At 50.2% G+C, this 20,710-nt stretch carries 22 protein-coding genes and 1 pseudogene; 16 read left to right on the forward strand and 7 right to left on the reverse strand.

Translation table 11 applies throughout. The features are described 5' to 3' along the window. Positions 1-191: pseudogene (locus JU82_RS02765) on the reverse strand (arsenate reductase (glutaredoxin)); the annotation flags it as partial. 312 nt (positions 192-503) lie between these two features. On the opposite strand from JU82_RS02765, the gene JU82_RS02770 reads away from it, so the two are divergent. The 13 genes from JU82_RS02770 to mobA all read left to right on the forward strand — a co-directional run bounded on the left by JU82_RS02770 (position 504) and on the right by mobA (position 13,203). Next, entirely contained in the window at positions 504-1,898 is a 1,395-nt protein-coding gene (locus JU82_RS02770; RefSeq protein ID WP_037946228.1) for a cytochrome c, read from the forward strand. Then, entirely contained in the window at positions 1,898-3,220 is a 1,323-nt protein-coding gene (locus tag JU82_RS02775; protein ID WP_037946230.1) for a c-type cytochrome, read from the forward strand. Before JU82_RS02770 ends, JU82_RS02775 begins: the two co-directional genes overlap by 1 nt. 110 nt (positions 3,221-3,330) lie before the next feature. Next, positions 3,331-3,768, forward strand: a complete 438-nt coding sequence (locus JU82_RS02780; protein WP_294892039.1) for a thioredoxin family protein — start codon at positions 3,331-3,333, stop codon at positions 3,766-3,768. Continuing rightward, entirely contained in the window at positions 3,768-4,682 is a 915-nt protein-coding gene (locus JU82_RS02785) for a 4Fe-4S dicluster domain-containing protein (protein WP_037946234.1), read from the forward strand. The genes JU82_RS02780 and JU82_RS02785 overlap by 1 nt, the downstream gene beginning before the upstream one ends. A 138-nt stretch (positions 4,683-4,820) precedes the next feature. Continuing rightward, positions 4,821-7,013: a TonB-dependent receptor gene (locus JU82_RS02790; RefSeq protein ID WP_037946236.1), complete on the forward strand. Its 2,193-nt coding sequence runs from the start codon at positions 4,821-4,823 to the stop codon at positions 7,011-7,013. A gap of 9 nt (positions 7,014-7,022) precedes the next feature. After that, a complete protein-coding gene (locus JU82_RS02795) occupies positions 7,023-7,838 on the forward strand; it encodes a hypothetical protein (RefSeq protein WP_037946238.1) in 816 nt (271 codons plus the stop codon). Next, positions 7,831-8,832: a 4Fe-4S binding protein gene (locus JU82_RS02800; RefSeq protein WP_037946240.1), complete on the forward strand. Its 1,002-nt coding sequence runs from the start codon at positions 7,831-7,833 to the stop codon at positions 8,830-8,832. Before JU82_RS02795 ends, JU82_RS02800 begins: the two co-directional genes overlap by 8 nt. A 3-nt stretch (positions 8,833-8,835) precedes the next feature. Beyond that, positions 8,836-9,477 carry a sulfite exporter TauE/SafE family protein gene (locus JU82_RS02805; RefSeq protein ID WP_037946242.1) on the forward strand — a complete coding sequence of 214 codons (642 nt, stop codon included), beginning with the start codon at positions 8,836-8,838 and terminating at the stop codon, positions 9,475-9,477. Then, entirely contained in the window at positions 9,474-10,175 is a 702-nt protein-coding gene (locus JU82_RS02810) for an energy transducer TonB (RefSeq protein ID WP_037946244.1), read from the forward strand. Before JU82_RS02805 ends, JU82_RS02810 begins: the two co-directional genes overlap by 4 nt. An 85-nt stretch (positions 10,176-10,260) precedes the next feature. After that, on the forward strand, positions 10,261-10,791 hold the full coding sequence (locus tag JU82_RS02815) for a hypothetical protein (protein WP_037946245.1): 531 nt from the start codon (positions 10,261-10,263) through the stop codon (positions 10,789-10,791). Between the two features lie 55 nt (positions 10,792-10,846). Then, positions 10,847-12,115, forward strand: coding sequence for a 3-isopropylmalate dehydratase large subunit (locus tag JU82_RS02820; protein ID WP_037946247.1), 1,269 nt, complete (start codon positions 10,847-10,849; stop codon positions 12,113-12,115). Between the two features lie 45 nt (positions 12,116-12,160). Next, positions 12,161-12,619 carry a DUF2780 domain-containing protein gene (locus JU82_RS02825; RefSeq protein WP_294892041.1) on the forward strand — a complete coding sequence of 153 codons (459 nt, stop codon included), beginning with the start codon at positions 12,161-12,163 and terminating at the stop codon, positions 12,617-12,619. Next, complete coding sequence (gene mobA, locus JU82_RS02830) at positions 12,619-13,203, forward strand: molybdenum cofactor guanylyltransferase MobA (RefSeq protein ID WP_037946249.1); 585 nt, start codon at positions 12,619-12,621, stop codon at positions 13,201-13,203. Before JU82_RS02825 ends, mobA begins: the two co-directional genes overlap by 1 nt. Here the strand turns inward: mobA and JU82_RS02835 are convergent. Next, on the reverse strand, positions 13,145-14,026 hold the full coding sequence (locus tag JU82_RS02835) for a hypothetical protein (protein WP_037946252.1): 882 nt from the start codon (positions 14,024-14,026) through the stop codon (positions 13,145-13,147). The genes mobA and JU82_RS02835 overlap by 59 nt on opposite strands. Before the next feature lie 248 nt (positions 14,027-14,274). Here JU82_RS02835 and moaC point away from each other — a divergent pair, with 248 nt between their 5' ends. From moaC to JU82_RS02850, 3 genes are read left to right on the forward strand one after another with little or no spacing between them, the layout of a single operon-like run. Continuing rightward, positions 14,275-14,760 carry a cyclic pyranopterin monophosphate synthase MoaC gene (gene moaC, locus JU82_RS02840; protein ID WP_037946255.1) on the forward strand — a complete coding sequence of 162 codons (486 nt, stop codon included), beginning with the start codon at positions 14,275-14,277 and terminating at the stop codon, positions 14,758-14,760. Continuing rightward, a complete protein-coding gene (locus tag JU82_RS02845; RefSeq protein ID WP_037946270.1) occupies positions 14,726-14,995 on the forward strand; it encodes a DUF493 domain-containing protein in 270 nt (89 codons plus the stop codon). The genes moaC and JU82_RS02845 overlap by 35 nt, the downstream gene beginning before the upstream one ends. 11 nt (positions 14,996-15,006) lie before the next feature. Beyond that, positions 15,007-16,056, forward strand: coding sequence for a DUF6781 family protein (locus JU82_RS02850; protein ID WP_037946257.1), 1,050 nt, complete (start codon positions 15,007-15,009; stop codon positions 16,054-16,056). A gap of 39 nt (positions 16,057-16,095) precedes the next feature. Here the strand turns inward: JU82_RS02850 and JU82_RS02855 are convergent, their stop codons facing one another. From JU82_RS02855 to JU82_RS02875, 5 genes are all read right to left on the reverse strand, one after another. Continuing rightward, positions 16,096-17,181: a 4Fe-4S binding protein gene (locus JU82_RS02855; RefSeq protein ID WP_037946258.1), complete on the reverse strand. Its 1,086-nt coding sequence runs from the start codon at positions 17,179-17,181 to the stop codon at positions 16,096-16,098. Beyond that, positions 17,174-17,743 (reverse strand): molecular chaperone, encoded by a 570-nt coding sequence (locus JU82_RS02860; protein WP_037946260.1) that lies wholly within the window; start codon positions 17,741-17,743, stop codon positions 17,174-17,176. The genes JU82_RS02855 and JU82_RS02860 overlap by 8 nt, the downstream gene beginning before the upstream one ends. A gap of 112 nt (positions 17,744-17,855) precedes the next feature. Then, the gene (locus tag JU82_RS02865) at positions 17,856-18,254 is read right to left on the reverse strand and encodes a hypothetical protein (RefSeq protein ID WP_037946262.1); all 399 of its coding nucleotides are present in this window, start codon (positions 18,252-18,254) and stop codon (positions 17,856-17,858) included. Then, the gene (locus tag JU82_RS02870; protein ID WP_037946264.1) at positions 18,254-19,456 is read right to left on the reverse strand and encodes an ethylbenzene dehydrogenase-related protein; all 1,203 of its coding nucleotides are present in this window, start codon (positions 19,454-19,456) and stop codon (positions 18,254-18,256) included. Before JU82_RS02870 ends, JU82_RS02865 begins: the two co-directional genes overlap by 1 nt. After that, on the reverse strand, positions 19,456-20,553 hold the full coding sequence (locus JU82_RS02875) for a DMSO reductase family iron-sulfur subunit (protein ID WP_037946266.1): 1,098 nt from the start codon (positions 20,551-20,553) through the stop codon (positions 19,456-19,458). The genes JU82_RS02870 and JU82_RS02875 overlap by 1 nt, the downstream gene beginning before the upstream one ends. Between the last annotated feature and the right edge of the window lie 157 nt (positions 20,554-20,710).

Consider the following 20,710-nt stretch of genomic DNA (forward strand, 5'->3'; position numbering starts at 1 on the left):
TAAAGCTCCTCTTTGGTCCGCATCAGCTCCCGAGCAGAGACACCGAGTTTTTTCAGCAACGCAGCGATCTCGGTACGGCTGGGAACCTCTTCGAGATACTTCACGATCTCAAACTTCTCCCCTTTTTCCTCTAGAAGCTTCAGCGCTTCGCGCGATTTGGAACATTTGGGATTGTGCCAGATGGTAATCATACTAATCTCCGTTTTTGGTCGCCATTATAACCCAACCGTAACACTCAAAAACAACTTAAATTAATTTATTAGATAGTTAACATAAATGTAACATTGTTTTTAGATAATCGTACAATCAAAAATTCTCAATTAAGGAGCCAGAAGAAGGAAAAACGTCGCAGAAACACCACACAATCACGCTCCGCCCGCCCTGTGAATTGGACCTCTCAGGCGAGCGGAAAATCGTATTGCATAGCAACGTTACATTATAGCGTTTTTCCGCTGTACCTGCGACGTTGCCGTGCATACAATCTAAAATAAAAAAGGATATGTATGTTCGATTTTCCCATATTCGAAATGCCCACGATCGGGCTACGGATGCTTATGGCGATTAATGCGATCATCCACGTTTTCGTCTCACACGGCGGAGCGGTAGGTGGATCGGTCGTTCTCGCACTCGCCGCATGGTGGGCCAACAAACGTAACGACATGGCTTCGTATGAGACCGTGTACCGTTTGCTTATGGTCTTTTTTATCATCACGACCTCCGTCGGAGCCCTTACCGGTATCGGTATGTGGATTCACGCCAACATCATCAGCCCTAACGCCATCGGGGGACTCATCCGCGTCTTCTTCTGGAAATGGTTTATCGAGTGGATCGTCTTTAACTTCGAAGTCGTATTGCTGCTCTTCTGGTTTATGACCTGGAAACAAAAAGCGCTCACCCCAGAAGGACGCGCCAAATCGGTCAGATTCGGGATATTTTACGCCGTCTCTTCATGGGTTACGATGCTCATCATCACCGCGATTCTGGGATTCATGCTCACACCGAACTTCGATGGTCAGCCGTGGGTCGATCCGGAAGTCTATCCGGGTAACGTCAACTACAACAACGCCCTCTTCAACCCGACCTGGTTCCCGGGACTGGCGTTTCGAACATTCAGTTCCATCGCGTTTGCCGCAGCACTGGCAATTATGTGGACATGGCTCATTACCGCATTTAGCAAAGACGAAGCGATCCGCAACACCCGCGAGGGGCTCATTAAACTCTTCGCGAAAATCATGATCGTAACGGTTCCGGTCGGTGCGGCACTGGGGTACTACTACCTCCTCCAAATCCCCGAAGCGGCGCGCGCCATGATCCCGACGGCGATGATGACAAGAGCGTTTGCCGACAAAATGGATCTGATGTACATGATTATCAGCGGTATCGGAGGGGCGGTTGTCGTGACGACGATCATCGCCTACTTCTCCCCCAAACGGATGCCCTACATCGCGGCAACCCTGATGGTAAGCGCATTTTTGCTCTTTTGGGGATATGAAGAGCGTACCCGTGAGTTCATTCGTAAACCGTTCTTGATTTACAACTACATGTACGCCAACGGTATCCGCGTCACTGACGTGCCGCATCTCAACAAAGTGGGTATCCTCAAACACGCCATCTTCGTTGATGAAGAGAAAAAAGTGATCAAAGAGGATAAATCGAACCTCATCGAAGTGGGTCACACCATCGCCCAAATCGAGTGCCGCGCCTGCCATACCGAAAACGGTATCAACGGGCTCAAATTCCTGACAAAAGGGTGGAGCGAAGCGGCGATCCGTAACCGCATCAACAACCTGCCGGGCGGGGGGACACCGTACATGGCTCCGTTTGTCGGAACCGAAGCGGAAAAAGACGCACTTGCAGCGTATATCGCATCACTTAATAAAAGAGGAGAGATCAAATAATGAACTGGAAACTCCCTTTTGACATCCCCCTCGTCGTACCGACGATGGGACTACCGGGCTGGTTTTTCGATACCCTCGGGATTATCGTATTTGTTGTGCATATCGCATTTATCTATACCCTCATCGGAGCATCGACCGCGTCGGTTCTCTACAATATCACAGGGGTCTTCAAAAAGTCGAAAACAGACGATTTGTTGGCGTATAAAATGACCAATCCGACCACCATCAGCGAAAACATGGGGGCATTGTGGGGGGTCGCTCCGCTACTGGTCATCTCGGTACTCTATACAGGGTTTTTCTATACGGCGATTTTGAAAGTTTCTCCGCATATTTTGCATATCATTTACGGGAATATCTTTGCGTTCTTGCTCTCGTATGCGTACAAATTTAGCTGGCATTCACTGCACCACCACAAAGGGTTCCATATCGCCATCGGTTTGGTTGCGGTATTGACGTTTTATACGTTGCCTCCTGTGTTTATGTCGATGTCAAACCTCTATTTGCAACCGGAAACATTTGCGACGGTTCAAAATATTTGGGACATGATGTTAACCCCTCTTACCGGATTTCGTTTGATCAACTTCTTCCTCACAGCGTTTAGCTTTACGGGAATCGTGATGATCTATTTGGGAGTCAAATGGGTAAAAGCAGGCGGCGAAGATGCCGAAGCAGGGCACTTGGCGATCGATCAGGGTAAAAAATGGTTCATGTGGGCCGCTCCGGTCAACATCGCCGTTCTTCCGCTCGTATTTTTCGCATTCAGCCCGCGCATCAGTGAAGCGTACATTCATACGCCGTTCGTGTTTGCGCCGTTTGCCGCATCGGTAGTCCTCACTATCTTGTTCTTCTTCCTCCTCAAACGCTTCGGTACATCTGAGATGAATCTCTCAGATGCTACTAAAGCGGTTGTTTTGATGGTCGTTGCGGTAGCCTTGATGGCAACGGCACGGCACGGTATCCGCGTGGTGAGTTTCGAAGAACCGCTTAAACTCCAAGCCGAAGCGACGGAGAAATACATGAATGACGTTATCGCCGAGTACAAGGCGTACAAAGAGGAGATGAAAAATGCTCCGGCGGTCGTTCTCGATCCTGCCGTGTCACTCGCCGATTCCAAAGGGTGTTTGGCATGCCACAGTGTCGATACGGCGCTCGTAGGGCCATCGTACAAAGAAGTTGCCGCCAAAGGCGAAAGCGCTGATGTCCTCATCGCGTCACTCAAAAACGGCTCAACAGGTAAATGGGGTGAAACTCCGATGCCTCCGCAAACACTCACTGACGAAGAGGCTAAAACCCTCGTCGAATGGGTGCTGAAGCAAAAGTAACCCTATTAAGCCAAAGGAATTTTATTCCTTTGGCATTCACTAAGTTGAAAAGAGAACCCAATATGCCAAAATCGACCTCCTTAAAGATTCAAACCATATTCGGTTCTCCTTTGAAAATAGTAGTTTCAGTATTGTTTTCTCTATCTCTCTTCAGTGCGCCACTATCACTCAAAAATAGCCCCTATTACTCTCCAAAAGCCTCAGCCACCGTCATCATTTTCTATACTTCGTGGTGCCCGCCGTGCAAACGGAGTCTCGTATTGCTCGACACCCTCCAAAAAAGTCATCCGAAAATGGCCGTTCATCGGGTCTGTGTGAACGATGCCCAAAGTCAAAAAAAAGCGGTCCCCTACGGTCTTGGACAAAGTATCCCTATTATTTTGATCGCCGATTACAGCGGCAATGTCGTCAAGCGCTTTAGCGCATTGCCCGATCAATCGATTTTAAATGCCCTCATCAAACGTCTCGAAGAGGGGCGGCTTGAAAACGGTACCCTTCCGATCGATCAGCGTCTCGATACGTGGAAAATGGATCGGAAGGGGATGTGATGCAGTTTTTGCGTGGAAACAGAGCCTTTTTAGCGCTCCTCATCCCTTTTATGGCGATCCCATGGATCACGATAGGCGATTTTCACCTCTTTCTTTTCAACTTTTCTCACAACCGGCTCGAGTATTTCGGTTGCGCGAGCGAAATGAGCACCTACTCGATGATTCTCCTCGTGATCCTCTCCGGAGTCGCGTTAGCACTGATCAGCGCCCTGAGTTTATCGCGCTTTTATTGCGGCACTCTGTGCCCCAACACCTTTTTTGCCCATCTCCTCACCCTCTTCGGCAAAAAGAAAAAATCACTTCTCTCCAAAATCGGAGGTTTTATCCTCATCACCGCTTTGGCTTCTATGCTGGCGTTTTCGGTAGTAGCGTACGGGATGAGTACCGACGAGCTGATCTATGCAATAACGTATCTCACCTTTGCGGGGTGGCTGGTCATCATCCTCTCTTCCCTGATGATCGCCGAGGTATATATGATACAAGGGTGGTACTGTGCCTATCTGTGCCCATACGGCGCAATCACATCAATCTTGCCGATAGAAGATCGCCTTAGCTATGTTTTCAGTGATCCGAATCACCGATGCACCGACTGCGAAGGATGCGTCAGAATCTGTCCCATTCCCGATCTTGACATTAGAGCCGGTTTCGACATCCGATGTATTCAGTGCGGGTTATGTGAAGCCGCCTGTACAAAAATCTTTATTAAAACACCGCACCCCTCTCTCATCCACCGTACGTCCGGATCCGTTTTTCAAGCAGGAGGAAAAGGCAAAGGTATACTGGCTGCAATTGTCCTGATTATTGTATTTGGCAGTATCGGAATTATGACTCTCACACATTCTGAACGGCTGGAATCGTGCCGCTTGGAAAACAAAATGTTGCACATCCAATCATCCGCCGTTCAACGACCATGATAATATTAAATAACAATTTTATTTCACAATAAACTATTTATAAAATAATGATATTAATTTGTTTTATTTAGATAATTAACATAAATGTAACACTTTTCTTTCATAATCATCCCCATAATTTCTTTTTCAGGAGTGGTGATGACCAAAATTTCCCACAGCATTCTTCTCTCTATCCTGCTCAGCGGCTCATGTTTTGCTGCGGATAGCCTCGGGGTCATCGGCATCGACTCTACGACGATTGACGACCGATTTCATTCATCCCGTACCGAAGCCTCCTCTACGTCGGCCATTGACGGCCAAAAAGTGGACGATGCCCACATTGAAAATCTGCAGCAGGTCCTGCAGGCCATCCCCGGCATCACAACGGAAATCAAATCGGGCGATACCCTCAAAATCCATATCCGGGGAGTTGAGAATCAACGCTACATGGGAGAAAAACCCGGCGTTGCCGTCGTCATCGACGGAGTCCCCGTATTCGAGCGGACCGGAGCCGTCAACATCGACCTTGACAACATCGCCTCGATCAAAGTGATCAAAGGGGGGGCATCGTATCTTTTCGGGGACGACGCTCTGGCCGGGGCGGTCATCATCACGACGAAAAAAGGGGCGACCAACAAATCGATGCTGGCGTCCGAATTCGGCAGTTTCGGATACCAAAAACTGTTGGCAGAAAGCTCCTATGCCAACGACTCTTTGAATACCAGACTCCAGATCAGCGAGCGAAAAAGCGACGGATATTGGGCCGATTCGGAGTATCTGTCCCGCTACGCCAACGGAAAACTGCAATACTATATTGATGAAACCAGCGACCTGACATTCGGTGTCGAAGCCTCCAAGCGGGAAAAAGACACCCACGGAACCGTCGGCGGGATGACGCAGGCATTGACCGATCCTCAAAGCATTTCGAGCGGCGTCGACGGTAACGGCCGGGATTATTCGAGACTCTACGACGTCGAACTTCTCAAGCTGTTTCTCACCTATGCCAAAGATTTTGGAGACAATTCCAACCTTCTGGTGAACGTCTACCAATACGGAGACGATACCCAGTTCGTCAGTTCACCGCAAAAATACAGCGCCACGGGGACCAAAGTCACGTCAGACGATGCCTACACCACCCTTAACGACTATCACCAAATCCAGCGGGGTCTCAAAAGCGAATACCGCAGCAGCGGAGAATCGCTGGCGTATATGATGGGAGCCGATATCCGAAACAATATCTATGAGAATAAAACGTCCTATCTGGTCGATTTCCGAACCCGTCCGACCCCTCCGACCTACTACGCCGGAACCGTTACGGGAGATAGCAAGACGACCGAGGAGGTTTACGCTCCGTATCTGGAAGTCAAAGTACCTCTCAACGATGCAACGACGCTCACGCTCAACGGCCGCTACGATCATATCCGGCTCGATAACGACGATTACCTGACCAATCTATCGACGCAGAAGAACTTTGACGTGTACTCGCATCGTCTTGGATTGACCCATACATTCACCGATTCTCTGACCCTTTTCATGAACCGCTCGACCGGATTTCGCGCCCCGTCGATCGAACAGCTGTTCGTCGGAGACAGTACCCCGACCTCCACGACCAAAACGCTCAACAATCCCGATCTGAAACCCGAAGAATCGGTCAACTACGATATCGGTATCCGCGGAAGTTTTCCGGCACTGGACAATACCCTCACCTACGAAGCGACCCTCTTTTTGCTGGACCGCAAAGATTTTATCATGTCCTCCATCGGCCAATACGCTTCGGGAACGACCACCAATCCTCAGCAGTACCAAAACATCGGAGGGATGCGGAGCCGTGGATTCGAACTCTCGTTGCAAAGCGATTCGAAAAAAACCTTTTCGTTTGATCTGGCCTATACCTATCTCGATGCGTATTTTACGAAATACAGCGACTTTTATCTGGGACTTGGAAGCCCCTATCTGCCGACCTACCAGCAAATCCATTACGACTTGACGGGCAATACGGTACCGCGCACATCCCGCCATACCCTCAATCTGATCGGAAACTACAACGTCACCGCTTCGACCCTTCTTTCAACCGAGCTAACAGCGAAATCAAGCTATTACGCCGATGAACTCAACCAGCTCAAAATGCCAGGATATGCCGTCGTCAACCTCCTTGCGCGCCATACCCAAAAATGGGGAGAGTATACGTTTGACCTCTTCGCGCGTGTCGACAACGTATTCGACAAGTTCTATTTCAACACCGCTCGCGCCAGCGGAGACCGTGATTACAACTTTATCTACGACCAAGAAGACCTCTCCCTGACCGTCAATCCCGGACGGGTCTATACCGCCGGTCTGTCGATCAAATTTTAAGGAGCTTCCATGAAAAACACTCTCCTCATTCTTCTGTTGGGAACCTCTCTTTGGGGGTACGGCGAAGGAGCGCTTTATTGGACGCCGCACGGCTGCGACGAAGGCAAAGCGGCTGCCTCCAAACACGGCGGACACGGCAAAGGCGAGAGTGCCATGTTCGCCGCGATGAATCTGGACGGAAACGCCACCGCCAGACTCGTCAGCCCAGACCTCTCCGTCAAAGAACTTCGCTTCAACCAAAATACGGTAATGCTGCCTGCGCCTAAAATAGGGGGATATTATGCGATGGTGGCGGAAAGCAACGTCAGCGGCAACGTTTACAGCGCCGTTCGCTATCTTTCGCTTCATGGCCGGCCGGTGAAAGTTTCTCCGACAAAGCTCACCGCTGCGCCCAAAGCCGCGCTGGAGATCGTCCCCGATCCCCTGCATCGCGAACACGACCGTTACACCGCCTCCAAAAGCTACCGTTTTTTGGTGCGGTTCGAAAACAAACCGCTTGGCAATGCCAACGTCACCCTGGAGACGCATAATACGCCCGCCCGGACTGTAAAAACGGACGCGTCCGGTTCGCTCAGCCTGACCCTCCCGAACGATTTTAAGAACGTGCGAACGGGACGAAGCGAAAACAAATCTTCCGAATTTTTGCTCACCGTCCGTTATGATGAAGATATGACGCAATATGTCAGCACCTTTTCGATGCCCTATTACGTCAATCCGAACGACTACTGGCAATCGCAGAGCTTAGGCGCCGGAGCGATTTTTATCGGTTTTTTGGGGGGATTGTTTCTCTACCGACGAAGCAAGAAAGGGGTTAACCATGGATAAGCTGCTCACTCTCACCGCATTGCGCCGGGTTGTACAACTGAGCGCATTTGTCTTTTTTGTCTACGGGGCGATGCTTTTCACCACGTTCTATACGGGCGACAAGCTGACCCAGGCACTCCCGGCTCTCTCGTGCGCCTACGATATGAGTGGAGGCGATTACTGCGCCCTCATTCCTCTGCAGCATCAGATGGATCACCGCGTTTCGACCCTTTTTACCCAAAATGCGGGTGTTATGGAAGCGCTGATGGGAACGCTGATTACGATTGCGACCGTCGCCGTCTTGATCCTTATTCTTAATAAGGCATTTTGCGGATGGCTCTGTCCTCTCGGATTTTTTCAGGAGACGATTTCTATGATCGGAACCAAACTCGGCATTACCCAAATCGTCTCACTCAGCCGTGACACAGTCAATAAAATCCGTCCGATCAAATGGTTTGTCTTTTTGTTTTTAGTCTTGATTTTTCCTATCTTGGCCGGTATCGGGTTGCTGGGACATGAGTGGGGATCGCCGTTTTGTTCGATTTGCCCCAGCCGAATCATGACGACGGCCATGACGGGGGATATGAACCAGATTTACATCTCCCAAGCCGGATGGGGGTACTTCGCCCTCTCGCTTATCGCCGATCTGATGTTCGGTCTGATGATCGCGTTAGCCCTCTTCGTCCGCCAGCCCTTTTGCCGCATCTGCCCTATACTCCCACTGCAGACGCTGTTTAAAAAAATCGGTCTGCTTCGATTGGTCAAAAACGGCGATAGCCACTGCGACAGCTGCTCAAACTGCGTGAAGGCATGTCCGATGGATATTTACGAGATTCAAAACCAAACGGTTGCTGAAAACATCACACACACCGACTGCACCCTGTGCGGGCGCTGCATCGAATTTTGTCCGCATGATGGGGTAATGAGCTTTAAATACGGTCCGATCACTCTCCTTTCTTCGTCCAAAGAGTCGTTTAAAAAACGGACTAAAATCGATAAATGGTGGAAAGGCTAAAGCATGGAAGCGATGACGCTTCTCTCCCTTTTTCTTGTCGCCCTCTCGTACGGAGCTACCGCGTGCATGTTCACCTGCATGCCGCTCCTCTCGCCGATCATGCTTGCCAATGATGCGACCCGATCCGCAAGTTTACGGCTCCTTCTGCCGATCAGCGCGGGACGAATAGCCGGTTACGTCACCCTCTCGGTCGTTGCGTATACGGGGGCCGCGCTGATCAAAAACCTTATCGGCGATAAAGTACTGATGGGATATCTGCTGGGAAGCGTTACCGTTACGCTAGCGTTTCGGCTGTGGTACGCTCTGGAATCTTCTTGCTGCGCATCGTCCCCCAAACCGCCCCAAAACACTTTCGCCCTGTTTACTACCGGAGTACTGCTGTCCATGTCATTGTGTGCTCCGGTACTCAGTTTGATGACACTGAGCGCCACGACCCATTCACTGGGATGGGCCGTCGTTTACGGTTTGGTCTTCGGGTTAGGAGCGACGCTGCTATGGCTTCTTTTCTTTTCGGTCGTTATGACGTCAATCCTCAAAGAGAGCTTGATACACCTTCAACACTACCGAAACACGATCCGCCGTGCCGCTCCTCTCCTGTTGGCATCTGTCGGCATCGCAATTTTCAACGGATGGATACACCTATGACTGCCACCAAAAAAGCGTTCACCCTGTCGCTCTCGCTGCACACCTTTATGGCCTTAAGCGCTCTGTGGATTTTGAGCCGCGCGGAACTGAGCGATCACGCCCCGCTCAATTCAAAACCCATGATGCTGATGGTTTCCCTTCAATCGGTCGCGCAAACTCCGCTCCAAATGCCAAGTCCGGCCGAATCTGCCCCGGCCGAAAACCTTGCAAAGCCCGTGCCCGCAACGCCGGTTCAACGCGTACCGAGACAACAGACCGCATCCGAAACCCCATCCCCCGCAGCTGTGCTCCCTTCCGCGGCACTGCCCAAAGCGGCGGTTTCCCCAGTAACGGTACCGACCGCCGCTGCCGTATCGCCTGCCAAAACTCAAGCCCCGATCGAAGAACCCAAAGCAGACCGAAGCGCCGAAAAGAGCGTTTTTTATGCCTCTTTGCGTTCCCGAATCCAGCAGCATCTGCGATATCCTCCGGCCGCTCGGCGCAGAGGGATGGAGGGTGATGTAGCGGTCCGCTTTCTCCTCGATCCCGGCGGGGCCATCCGCGACATCAGCGTTTTACGCGGAGAAGCGATGTTTCATACTGCCGCAACGCTGGCCGTTTCGTCGGCGTCAGGAGTCAAAATCCCCGAAACATTGAAAAACGATTTCCCCAATACCATCGAACTTACCCTCGAATTCCGCCTGAAAGGGAATTCCTGATTAACGAATCGGTTTAGTACTGAATATTTAGTTTTTCTTATAGCATTGAACACTATGATTAACCCATTGCACAAAGGAGACGACTATGCGAATGTTAATGATTGCCCTCGGTTTTTTCACTACGGCGGCACTGGCGTGCGGCAACCCCGCAGGATGCGGAGGAGGGTGTGCGAAAGGGACCATACCCCTGATCGAAACCGTCAGCTATGCGATCAATGAGCTGGGTCTTGAAGAAAATTCCGACATCCATACCGCATTGCGCCTCTACCAAAAAGAGATGCGCACCCTCGCCCCTAAAGTGCCCGAAGAAGCGTTTGTAGGCGGTCATTTCAACGCTGCCGCGTACGTAGCCTATTCTCCTTCCGCAAAAGCGCTGCAGGCACAGATTGATCTGTTTGAAACGATCTATCTGATCCTGAACGATGTACAGAAAAAAGAGTTTCCGAAACTGATGGGAATGTATCAGCACCACATCCAGTACGCTCTCCCTTTCAAAGGGTACGGATGCGGAAGCAGCGGGTACGCGGCGCAGTGCGATGTCCGCTCATCAGCGAACTGCGGGGTCAAAAACGCTCCGCTTTCGTCTCCGAAGAAACCTGCCCCCTCCAAACGCTAAGGGTCGCTATGGTATAATCGCCCCCATTATTTAGCCCCTTTAGAAGGTATTAATTATGGGTCAGACTATCACTGAGAAAATTTTTTCCGAACACGTCGGAAAACCTGTTTACGCCGGCGAAATCGTCAGGTCACCGATCGATATGGTCATCGGTAACGATATTACCACCCCTATCTCGATCAAAGCGTTCGAAGATTCGGGGGCGACAGCGCTCGCCAATCCCGAAGGTTTCTCGATCGTACTGGATCACTTCATCCCTGCCAAAGACATTGCATCAGCCAATCAGGCCCGCATCAGCCGTGACTTTGCCAAAAAATATCAGATGAAACATTTCTTTGATGAAAAAGACATGGGGATCGAACACGCGCTCCTCCCTGAAAAAGGTCTGGTCGTTCCCGGCGACGTCATCATCGGAGCCGATTCGCATACCTGTACCCACGGTGCGCTGGGTGCCTTCTCGACCGGAATGGGGTCGACCGATCTGGCGTTTGCCATGATCACTGGGGGCAACTGGTTCAAAGTCCCCGAGAGCATCAAAGTCGTCCTAACCGGCAAACCGGGCACTTACACGACGGGCAAAGATATCATCCTCGAAGTGATCCGAATGATCGGGGTTGACGGCGCACTCTACCGCACTCTCGAATTTGTGGGAGATACGGTTCAATACCTCAGCATGGACGACCGTTTCAGTATGTGTAATATGGCGATCGAAGCGGGTGCCAAAAGCGGGATCGTCGCCTATGACGAGATCACGGCCGAATTCCTCGCCGACAAACCGCTCGCACGCGAACCGAAAATCCACTATTCCGATGCGGACGCGACCTATGTTCAGGTCCTTGAAATCGACGTTGCAAAGCTCGAGCCGGTCATTGCCTATCCGTTTTTGCCATCCAACGGCCACAGCCTAAGCCAAGCTGTTTCGGATAACATCAAAGTCGATCAGGCATTCATCGGAAGCTGCACCAACGGCCGTCTGAGCGACCTTAAAATCGCTTCGGAAATCCTCAAAGGCAAACGGGTTCACCCGGATGTGCGCCTCATTGTTACGCCGGGGACGCAACGCATCCTTCGCGAAGCGACGAAACTCGGCTACATCGACATCATCGTCGATGCCGGCGGCGTCGTTTCCAATCCGACCTGTGGTGCATGTCTGGGCGGATACATGGGTATCCTCGGCGACAACGAAGTGGCCATCGCCACAACCAACCGCAACTTCGTCGGGCGCATGGGTTCACGCAGCTCAAAAGTCTACCTCGCCAACTCCGCCGTCGCGGCCGCATCGGCGATCACAGGCGTCATTACCGATCCTTCAACCATCCGTTAGACATCTTTGCTATAATGGCTCCATACCTCATAAGGAGCCGTTACCATGCGAAACTTATTCTTCTCTTTTTCAGCTCTGGCACTGATTGCCTCACACGCCAACGCTATCGATTTGGGAGGGCTGATGCAGACGGTTTCCCCGGTTGCCGCGCCTGCCGTGGATGCGTCACTGGCTTCCAATCCGCTGATCAAAAACATCACCTCCACGCTCGGCGTCACCCCGACTCAGGCGATCGGCGGAACCGCTGCTATCATCAATGATGCCAAGGGTAACATGAGCGCTGAGAATTTCACCGAATTGACCAAACAAGTCCCGCAAACGGGAACGCTTCTTAATGCCGCTCCGGCCGGAATGCTCGGACTCGGAACGCTGAGCTCGCAGTTTTCATTTTTGGGGATGGATGCGTCGATGATCGACCGATTTTCACCCTTGGTGCTCGACTATCTTCAAAGCGGAGCTACCCCCGGCATGGACAAAATCCTTTCCTCAGCATTCGCCCAGTGATGTTTGATCTTCCTTGCGTCCTCTTCGCAGGGGGAAAAAGTTCGCGGATGGGACAGGATAAATCGCTTCTCCCGTTCGGCGACAGCACTACCCTTGCCGAATACCAGTACCGCCGTTTGGCACCCCTGTTTCATAACGTCTATATCTCGTCCAAGGAGCCCGACAAATTCGGATTCGACGCGGCCCTCATTCTCGATCCCGAAGGGGTTGATTATGCCCCGACGGCGGGGTTCGTCAGCACTTTCAGGACAGTGGATGCGGATAGAGTCATGGTACTCAGCGTCGATACGCCGTTTGTGGATGAAGAGATATTCCGCGCTCTGATCGATGCCGACAGCCCCGAAGTCGATGCCGTCATCGCGAAGACCCCTTCGGGGACCCATCCGATGTGCGGCATTTATCACCGTTCATTGCTTTTGGAAATGGAAAGAATGCTGGAGGAAGGCGACCACCGACTGGGCAAACTCCTCGCTTCGTCCAACACCCGCTACGTGATGTTCGACGATGAAGAGCGCTTTGCCAATCTCAATCACCCTCACGAGTATCAAGCGGCTCTTTCTCGCTCTTGCGAACCAGATAGATAAAGATCGCAAACACCAGCAGCAAAAAAGCCAGTGCCGCGATCAGTGTCGAGGCGTAAGGCAGATCCTTGTAATCGTGAATCGCGATTTTGAAAACGACCAACAAGGCTTCAATGAGAAGTGCGATAATGATCGAGACCGAAAAGTTCAACAGCGTTTTGGCATTGAACGCATCGCTGACTTTCTGCGTGCGCGGAAGCACCTCCTGCTCGAAAATCGTTTTTCCCAGATCGTAGACCGCGAGTCCCAGCGTCAAAGCAATGATCGGCTTGAACACCGTATCCATCGAAAGTGGCTCTTGGCCCACCAGATACCCTCCGAACGTGTAGAACCCGTACAATACGACGAACACCCCGAAAAACAGCAATCCGCCGCCGATGACGGCATACGAGGTACGGTTGATCCGCTTGAAAACGTCATTTTTCTCAATCAGGTCAAACCGCTCCAGCAGCTTGCGAACCCGGAAATCCAAAAACAGATAGCCGTCCCCGACCGCATACACGGCGGTCACGCACAAAACCCCCGTTGCGGACGAGATATAGGGTTCGCTGACATAGTATCCTTTTTGGATCGCAACCTCATCGACGAGATACGCGCGGTCACCCCCGATTTCGTGATGGTCTTCCCGGTCGGCGTAGATATTGGGAGAGTTCTGGACAAACCCCTCATCGCATTTATAAATCAGCTCCAGGCTCGGAAACGTTTTAAAGAGCCGTTGTGCGAGCTGCACATCAAATTTTTTAAGACTTACTTTCCCCAACGTGGTGAGTATGAATTTCTCAAACAACGGGGCGTTGGCGGAATAACTTCGTACTAAATCTTGCATTGTTTTCCCCTGTTTGGTTTTTTATTCGGACAGTTGACGGATTGCCCCAACGTTCAGGGAGAGGCAAAACGCTAATCTTGAAGGAGGAGTTATGAGCCTTTCGGAATTACACGCTATCTGCCAGGGCAACCGAAATCTCATGTCAAAACTATAACCCAATTTTAATCACACCAATGATTATTTTTTAATCAGTTTGCGATTTACCTCTCTAAGCTATAATAAGGAATACGATTACTAAAGAGAACCCTATGCAATTAACCCATCTCGACGAACGCGACCGCCCTAAAATGGTCGATGTCTCCGATAAAAACACGACGTCGCGCGTCGCCGTTGCCAGCGGACTCATTACAATGAGTCAGGATGCCTTTGACGCCGTCGTCAACCAAACCGCCAAAAAAGGGCCCGTTCTTCAAACCGCCGTCATCGCCGCGATCATGGGAACGAAAAAAACATCCGATCTGATCCCGATGTGCCATCCGCTGAACCTCAGCGGTGTCAACTGCGACATCGAGGAGCTCCCCGATCTTCCGGGGTTCCGTCTCACCGTTACGGCGAAGCTCAGCGGCCAAACGGGGGTAGAGATGGAAGCGCTGACGGGGACCAGCATCGGTTTGCTCACGATCTACGATATGCTCAAGGCCATCGACAAAGGGATGGTCATCGGCCCGATTCAGCTCGAAACCAAATCAGGAGGCAAAAGTGGTAATTATCAACGAATCAACCCAGAAGCTTGAGCTTCAATACCCGTGCAACTGGTGTTATAAAGTCGTTGCTCATGAACGGGCCGGGATCGAAATCGCGGCGCTTGAAATATTCGGCGAACGAAGTTATTCTTTGAATCCTTCCAATACGAGCCGCGGCGGAAAATACATCAGCATGAACTTAGAGCTTTTGGTTCATAATGAGGAAGAACGGACTTATTTTTACGAAACGCTCAAAGCGCATCCCCATGTAAAGATGGTACTGTAAAAGGAATATCTATGAATCTCGAGACCTTTAAACGCGACATCAAAACCCGTTACCGCACATTAGGCACCAACGATATCGATGCCAAAGTATCTTCGCTGATCGGCTCCCTCCAGAACGAATGGGCTGTGTCCCCCGATGCCCTTTCCCTGCAGGAACTCAAAACCTTCACAGGCGCCATGATTGAAGAGGAGGGGCTTTCACTCTACAGCGAACTGGAAGAACTGATCGCCCAGAAAGAGCGTATAGAACGGCAGATTGCACGCAAAAGCGAAGAGCTTCAGCACCTTAAATACAACCTTTTCAATGCTGTTGAGAAACAGATCGGTTCCAACGACGAAACCCTTGAGAGGCTCCATCAAGTCAAACTTCAATCGATCGATCTTCTTGAAATTCTTGAAGAGATAACCGAAAGTGCCGTTATCACCACGCTGGAAAAGGGATCTGACATCGAAGAAACGCTTGAAGAGATCATCAAAGAGATTACCTTCGAATCGCTCAATGCCAATGTCCTCAACGCAATCCGCATCCGCCGCATATTGGCGAGTATCCTTCAAAGCGCACTCAACGTCGCCGAAGCAACCCCAAATCAAGCCGATTTGATTTTGCGCGGCACACTGCGGGGAATTCATACCGCACTGATCAAATCCATTGATAAATTCCGCCAATATCTTCTGTACGTACCCGAAGAGGTCAAGGCGCTTTATCGCGACGAATACAAAACGATCGAAATGGAACTCGACAACGTGGACACCCTCTTTACACAGATTTTCCACGGCCTAAAAAGTCATAACAATGCAGTTATAATCCAAAAACTCGAACACCTGAACGAAGAGATCGCCACAAGCTCAGACGAACTCAGCCGCCTCTCCAAGGAAACGGTCGAACTGCTTCGCAATCGTCTTGCCCGTATCAAACGCGGCGTAACCGCTCGGGGAAACCGGTTGTTGCAGTCCAAGTCCGCACAGGAAGCCAAAGCGATGGGAGCCCGCGCTTGGAGTGTCGCCAAGTCGGCCATGGAAGGGGCAATTAAGGGTGCCAAAGAGGTCATCGACAAAAAGTAATTGGGGATTCCCGTTGAAGCGGGAATGTTAGAAAGGTGCTTACAAATCCCGCGCAAGAGTAAACATATCGGCGTGGTTGGTGACGAAATTGATGCAGCGGTCGCAAATAGGGTCTCCCCCTTTGTACGGATACGGTGTGCGGCATTCGTGGCACATTACCAGCTCGTAATGCACCAGCTCTTTTGCCCGGTCAAACGCCACACTGACCAGATCGAATCCCTCTTTTTTCGAAATTGCGTTGGGTTTGCAAATATCCTCGCAAATGCCGCATCCGATACATTTCCCCTGCGAAAAATAGATCCCTTGTTTGTCCGATGTCGGGAAAAGTGCATCCGTCGGACAAAACTGGGTACAGTCGCCGCAGTTGGTACAGGCGGTGAAATCGATCTGTTTGTTAAAAAACAGCGGACTGACTCCCTCAAACTCCGTCGTCTCCATATTTCCGACCACTTCTTTGAGCGAATTTTTAAGCAAAATCCGTTTTAGCGGCATTTTCATATCGGGGAGCTTATGGTGAGCGCGTGTCATCGCTTCGTGCGCTTCGCTGGAATCGGCTACCGTGTCTTTGATCTTTTCAATCCCTTTGCGGAACAGGGCGCGGCGGTCGCTTTGTTCTTCTTTGATGTCGATTACCTCGATCCGCTTTTCCTGAGCGATCGTCTCCAAAAAGCCGTTCGCATTCTCGATTTTTCGGCGGATCGAATCGCCCAGCTTGCCGTCTTCGTTCAAAGTACACGTACTGCAGTGGCTTAAATCGCATTGCACGTTTGTCTCGCCGCGAAGCGCCATAACAATATAATGTTCGCTGTCAAAAACTCCGAGGCACGGCGTCGAAATTTTACAGGAAACTGTTTGTTCGCCGCGGTGCTGATAGCTTGCCGCGAATCCGTTCGGATCGAAACTCTCGATTTCCAACGCTTCCGTAGGGCAGCTTCCGATACACCCTGCACATCCGACGCATTCGTTTTCAAACAGCGTCAGTTTATTGCGTACGATGTGAAAAGCCCCCTTGGGGCAGAGATCGATGCAGATGCGGCAATCATTGTGGTAATACTCGTTTCGCAGACATCGCGTGCCGGTATAGCTGAAGAGGTTGCTCTTCTGGACAAAATTGATATTAGCCATTCGCCCCGCCTGCAGAAAGATACTCGTAATCGGCACTCAAAAATTCGACGATAAAATCGCACAAATCACGGTAGAAAGGCGTGTCGGCCATGTTTTTCATCCCCATCATGTACGGAACGACCCACGGAAAAATATGCTGATCCAGAAACTCCAGCTGAGGCGCCGTTTCATTACGGTACACCAGTGTTTGCATAAATGCAAATTCAATCGAAAGATGATCCGGAGCCATAATCTGGGTTTGATCCATATTGACTTCAAATCCGTGGGTAAAATAAAAAGCCATAACCGGGTTTTGCAGCCCCACGAGCGTCTCATTTTTTGCATCCAGGACAAACGATTCGACCGGCTGCGTATTGAGAATAAACATAGACGTATAATCGATATTCAGCTCTTCATAGAGCTTCTCTTCGTCATTGCCCTGAACCCAGTTTTTGGTCTCTTCACCGATAATCTCCAAAAGCGATTCGTTATTTTTGAGATCATGGATAAAACGACGGTCAGGAATATCGCTCATTACTCGGGACAAAAAAGCATAAATATACAGTCGGTACTCATTATTCATTAAAAATATTCCTAAAAAAGATAGCGGATTGTCTCATACGACGGCTTGAAATCAGCCAAGAAGAAAAGATTACTAAAAGCGTTGCCAAACCCAAAAAGGTTCGGCGAAAGGATTACAGACATCCCTTGAAAAACGACTTTTTAGGCGGTGGCGGAGCTTTGAACTCGGTCGCCTTGATCGTATTGGTCGCTTCGTCCAACGTACCGACAACGACAACACCGTTTTTATTCATCCCTTCTCTGAGTTCAGAGAGTTTGAGTTTAGCGGTATCGATCGTATACGTTTTTCCGGTTGCGTGGACAAACAATGCGATCGGAGCATTCGTGCTCTCTCCCGGATTGATTTTTTTGAAACAACCGTCCGATCCGCACGCATAATTCTCCAGATAACAATCAGCGAATGCGCCTTGTGCGGCACAAGAAGGAGTTGTCATGAACCCTTCGAATTCTTCAGGCTCGTTAGCGAACGCACTGAAAACCAGTGCGGCGCAAAGCATTACTACTTTTTTCATTATTCTACCTCCGCTTTGAGGGTTTTGAGATACGCTACGATATCCTCTACAGTCGCTTTATCCAAGAAACTGAAGTCGGTCATCGTTGAAACACGTTTCCCTTTTTCAATATTGTACCAAGGCGTGTTAGCGTGCGCATTACGATTGTAACCTGGTACGACAACCGCAGACGGTTTTAAGATTGACTCACGCAAATACGCCGCAGTCGAGTATCCTCCGACGTTGTGCAGTGCCGGCCCCATGAAACTTTTTGCATCGGTAGCTTCAAGCTGGTGACAACCGTTACAACCGTTCATCATTGCCGCTTCTTTACCTTTTGCCGCGTTTCCTTTGGCATCCGTCGAAAGCTCTGCGACCATAGCCGCATTCGGTTTTTGCCCTTCAAGGTTGATTGCAACCCATGAGCTCAGGTTTTTCAACCCGTTGCGTCCCATGTTCGATCCGTCCCATACCGCGATGGAAACAGGAACCGTACCGCCCAGCTTAACGTATTCGTCTTTCAGCGGACGAACCAACGAACCGCTCCAACCTGCAGGACCATGAGCCATTGCAGAGTTTGATTTAACCGAACCGTCTTTGATCTCCGTCAACGAACGGAACCCTTCGCCGACAAACACGCGCTCATAATCGGTATTGGCAAGAGCGGCTACTTTTGCGTCGAAATCGGCCAGTTCTTTGCCGAACACACCGGTTTGTTGACGGTTGATCTGCATTGCAACGTCTTTGTTACCGTTCGGTTCGTACACTTTTTCAGTCGCTTTTTGCAAATGAACGACTACAGGACGTCCGCTCGAGCCCATACCGATGTACGGAAGAGGCTCAGCTTTTTTGGTTGCGCCTGCGAACTGGACTGCAAAACCGTCACTGTAGCTCGTACTTGTAAGACATTGTTGAAGGTCTTTCGTTTTATCGGCCCATTTGACCAATACGGCGATGTTTTTACCGTCATGCAATGCCGCAACCTGTGCTTTTTTCGCTTTTACTTTAGCCGTCAGTTCATTCGCTTTTTTATCATTGAACTCGATTGCCGTTTGCGGGTAAAGGGTAACCGTTTCGAATTTTGCTTTTGACCATACCGCTGAATCGGCTTTCACCGCATCAAGGCTCTCAGATACTTTAACAGCCGTGATTACAGGCTCAGCTGCCAAGGCAGCAGAGCAGACAACACCCAATGAAAGAATAGAAGTAAGAAGCTTTTTCATTAGTGGTGTCCTCCAGCTTTTGTAAACTTACCGGCAATGTAGCGGGTATCGACCGGTGCCAACGGATTGCGTTTGTTCTCTTTCGCTACTTGTTGATAGTAGTTGTTGTCCAAACGGAACATATCCGAGTGCTGATACGCGATCAAAAGATCCATCAATTCGCTTACGCCGGTCTCTTTACGTTTTTGCATCTCTGCTTTCAACGTTTTGATCGCGCCGTGTACTTCCGGTCCGAACAGTTTTTCAAGTTCTTCGATCGGAAGACGTGTTGAACCTTCGATGATTTTACCTTCGGCATCGAATTTCGCAGGAGATTCGGTCGGAGGAATATAGTAAACATTCGGCTGAGTTCCGTAATCTGAACGCAATCCGAGTGCTACTTTGTATTTGTGTACCAACTTATGGACTTGTGATTCTTCATCATCCAAGAATCCGACAAAACGGATACGCCCGACACATTGCTGCGCACACGCCGGCGGCAAACCTTGCTCAACACGTGGGAAACAAAGAATACATTTCTCTGATTTAGAGATTTTCGGATTGAAATAGATTTTTTTGTAAGGACATCCCGCGATACAATAGCGGTACCCTTGACAACGATCCAGGTCAACCAGAACAACCCCGTCTTCTTCGCGTTTGAAGATCGCATCACGAGGACACGCACTTAAACAACCCGGATTGGTACAGTGGTTACAAATCCGTGGAAGATAGAAGAAATAGTTGTCCTGTGGGAACATACCGGTACCTTCATCTTCGTCCCAGTTCGGTCCCCATGTCGGAGAAACGTGCGGGTGGAAGTTGTTGCTGTCGGCTTGTCCGCCCATCAACGATTCGTAGTTGTAATCCCAAGGTACCCCGTAATCAGCTTCGAGGTTAGGGATGACACCCGGCTGGAGATCGCCGGCCGCGTCAAATCCGCCGCCCAGCTCCATCCAGTTTTTAGGATAACCCGTACCCGGATAGGTCTCGACGTTATTCCAATACATATATTCACGACCGTTACGGTTCGTCCATTGCGTTTTACATGCTACGGTACATGTTTGGCACCCGATACATTTGTTCAGGTCCATTACCATTGCTAATTGTCTTTTAGACATCTAAACCCCTTAATACTGTACGTCAGTTGCTTTTTCGTAGTTAACGGCGCCATCATATGCGTATTGGTTACCGTCCCAGAGACCACCAAATTTCAGGTGCCCCCATCCGTCTGCCATTTCAAGAAGGTTCAATGCCGTTGGTACAACTTCATTGTGC

Source organism: Sulfuricurvum sp. MLSB, assembly GCF_000747095.1.
Taxonomy (GTDB): domain Bacteria; phylum Campylobacterota; class Campylobacteria; order Campylobacterales; family Sulfurimonadaceae; genus Sulfuricurvum.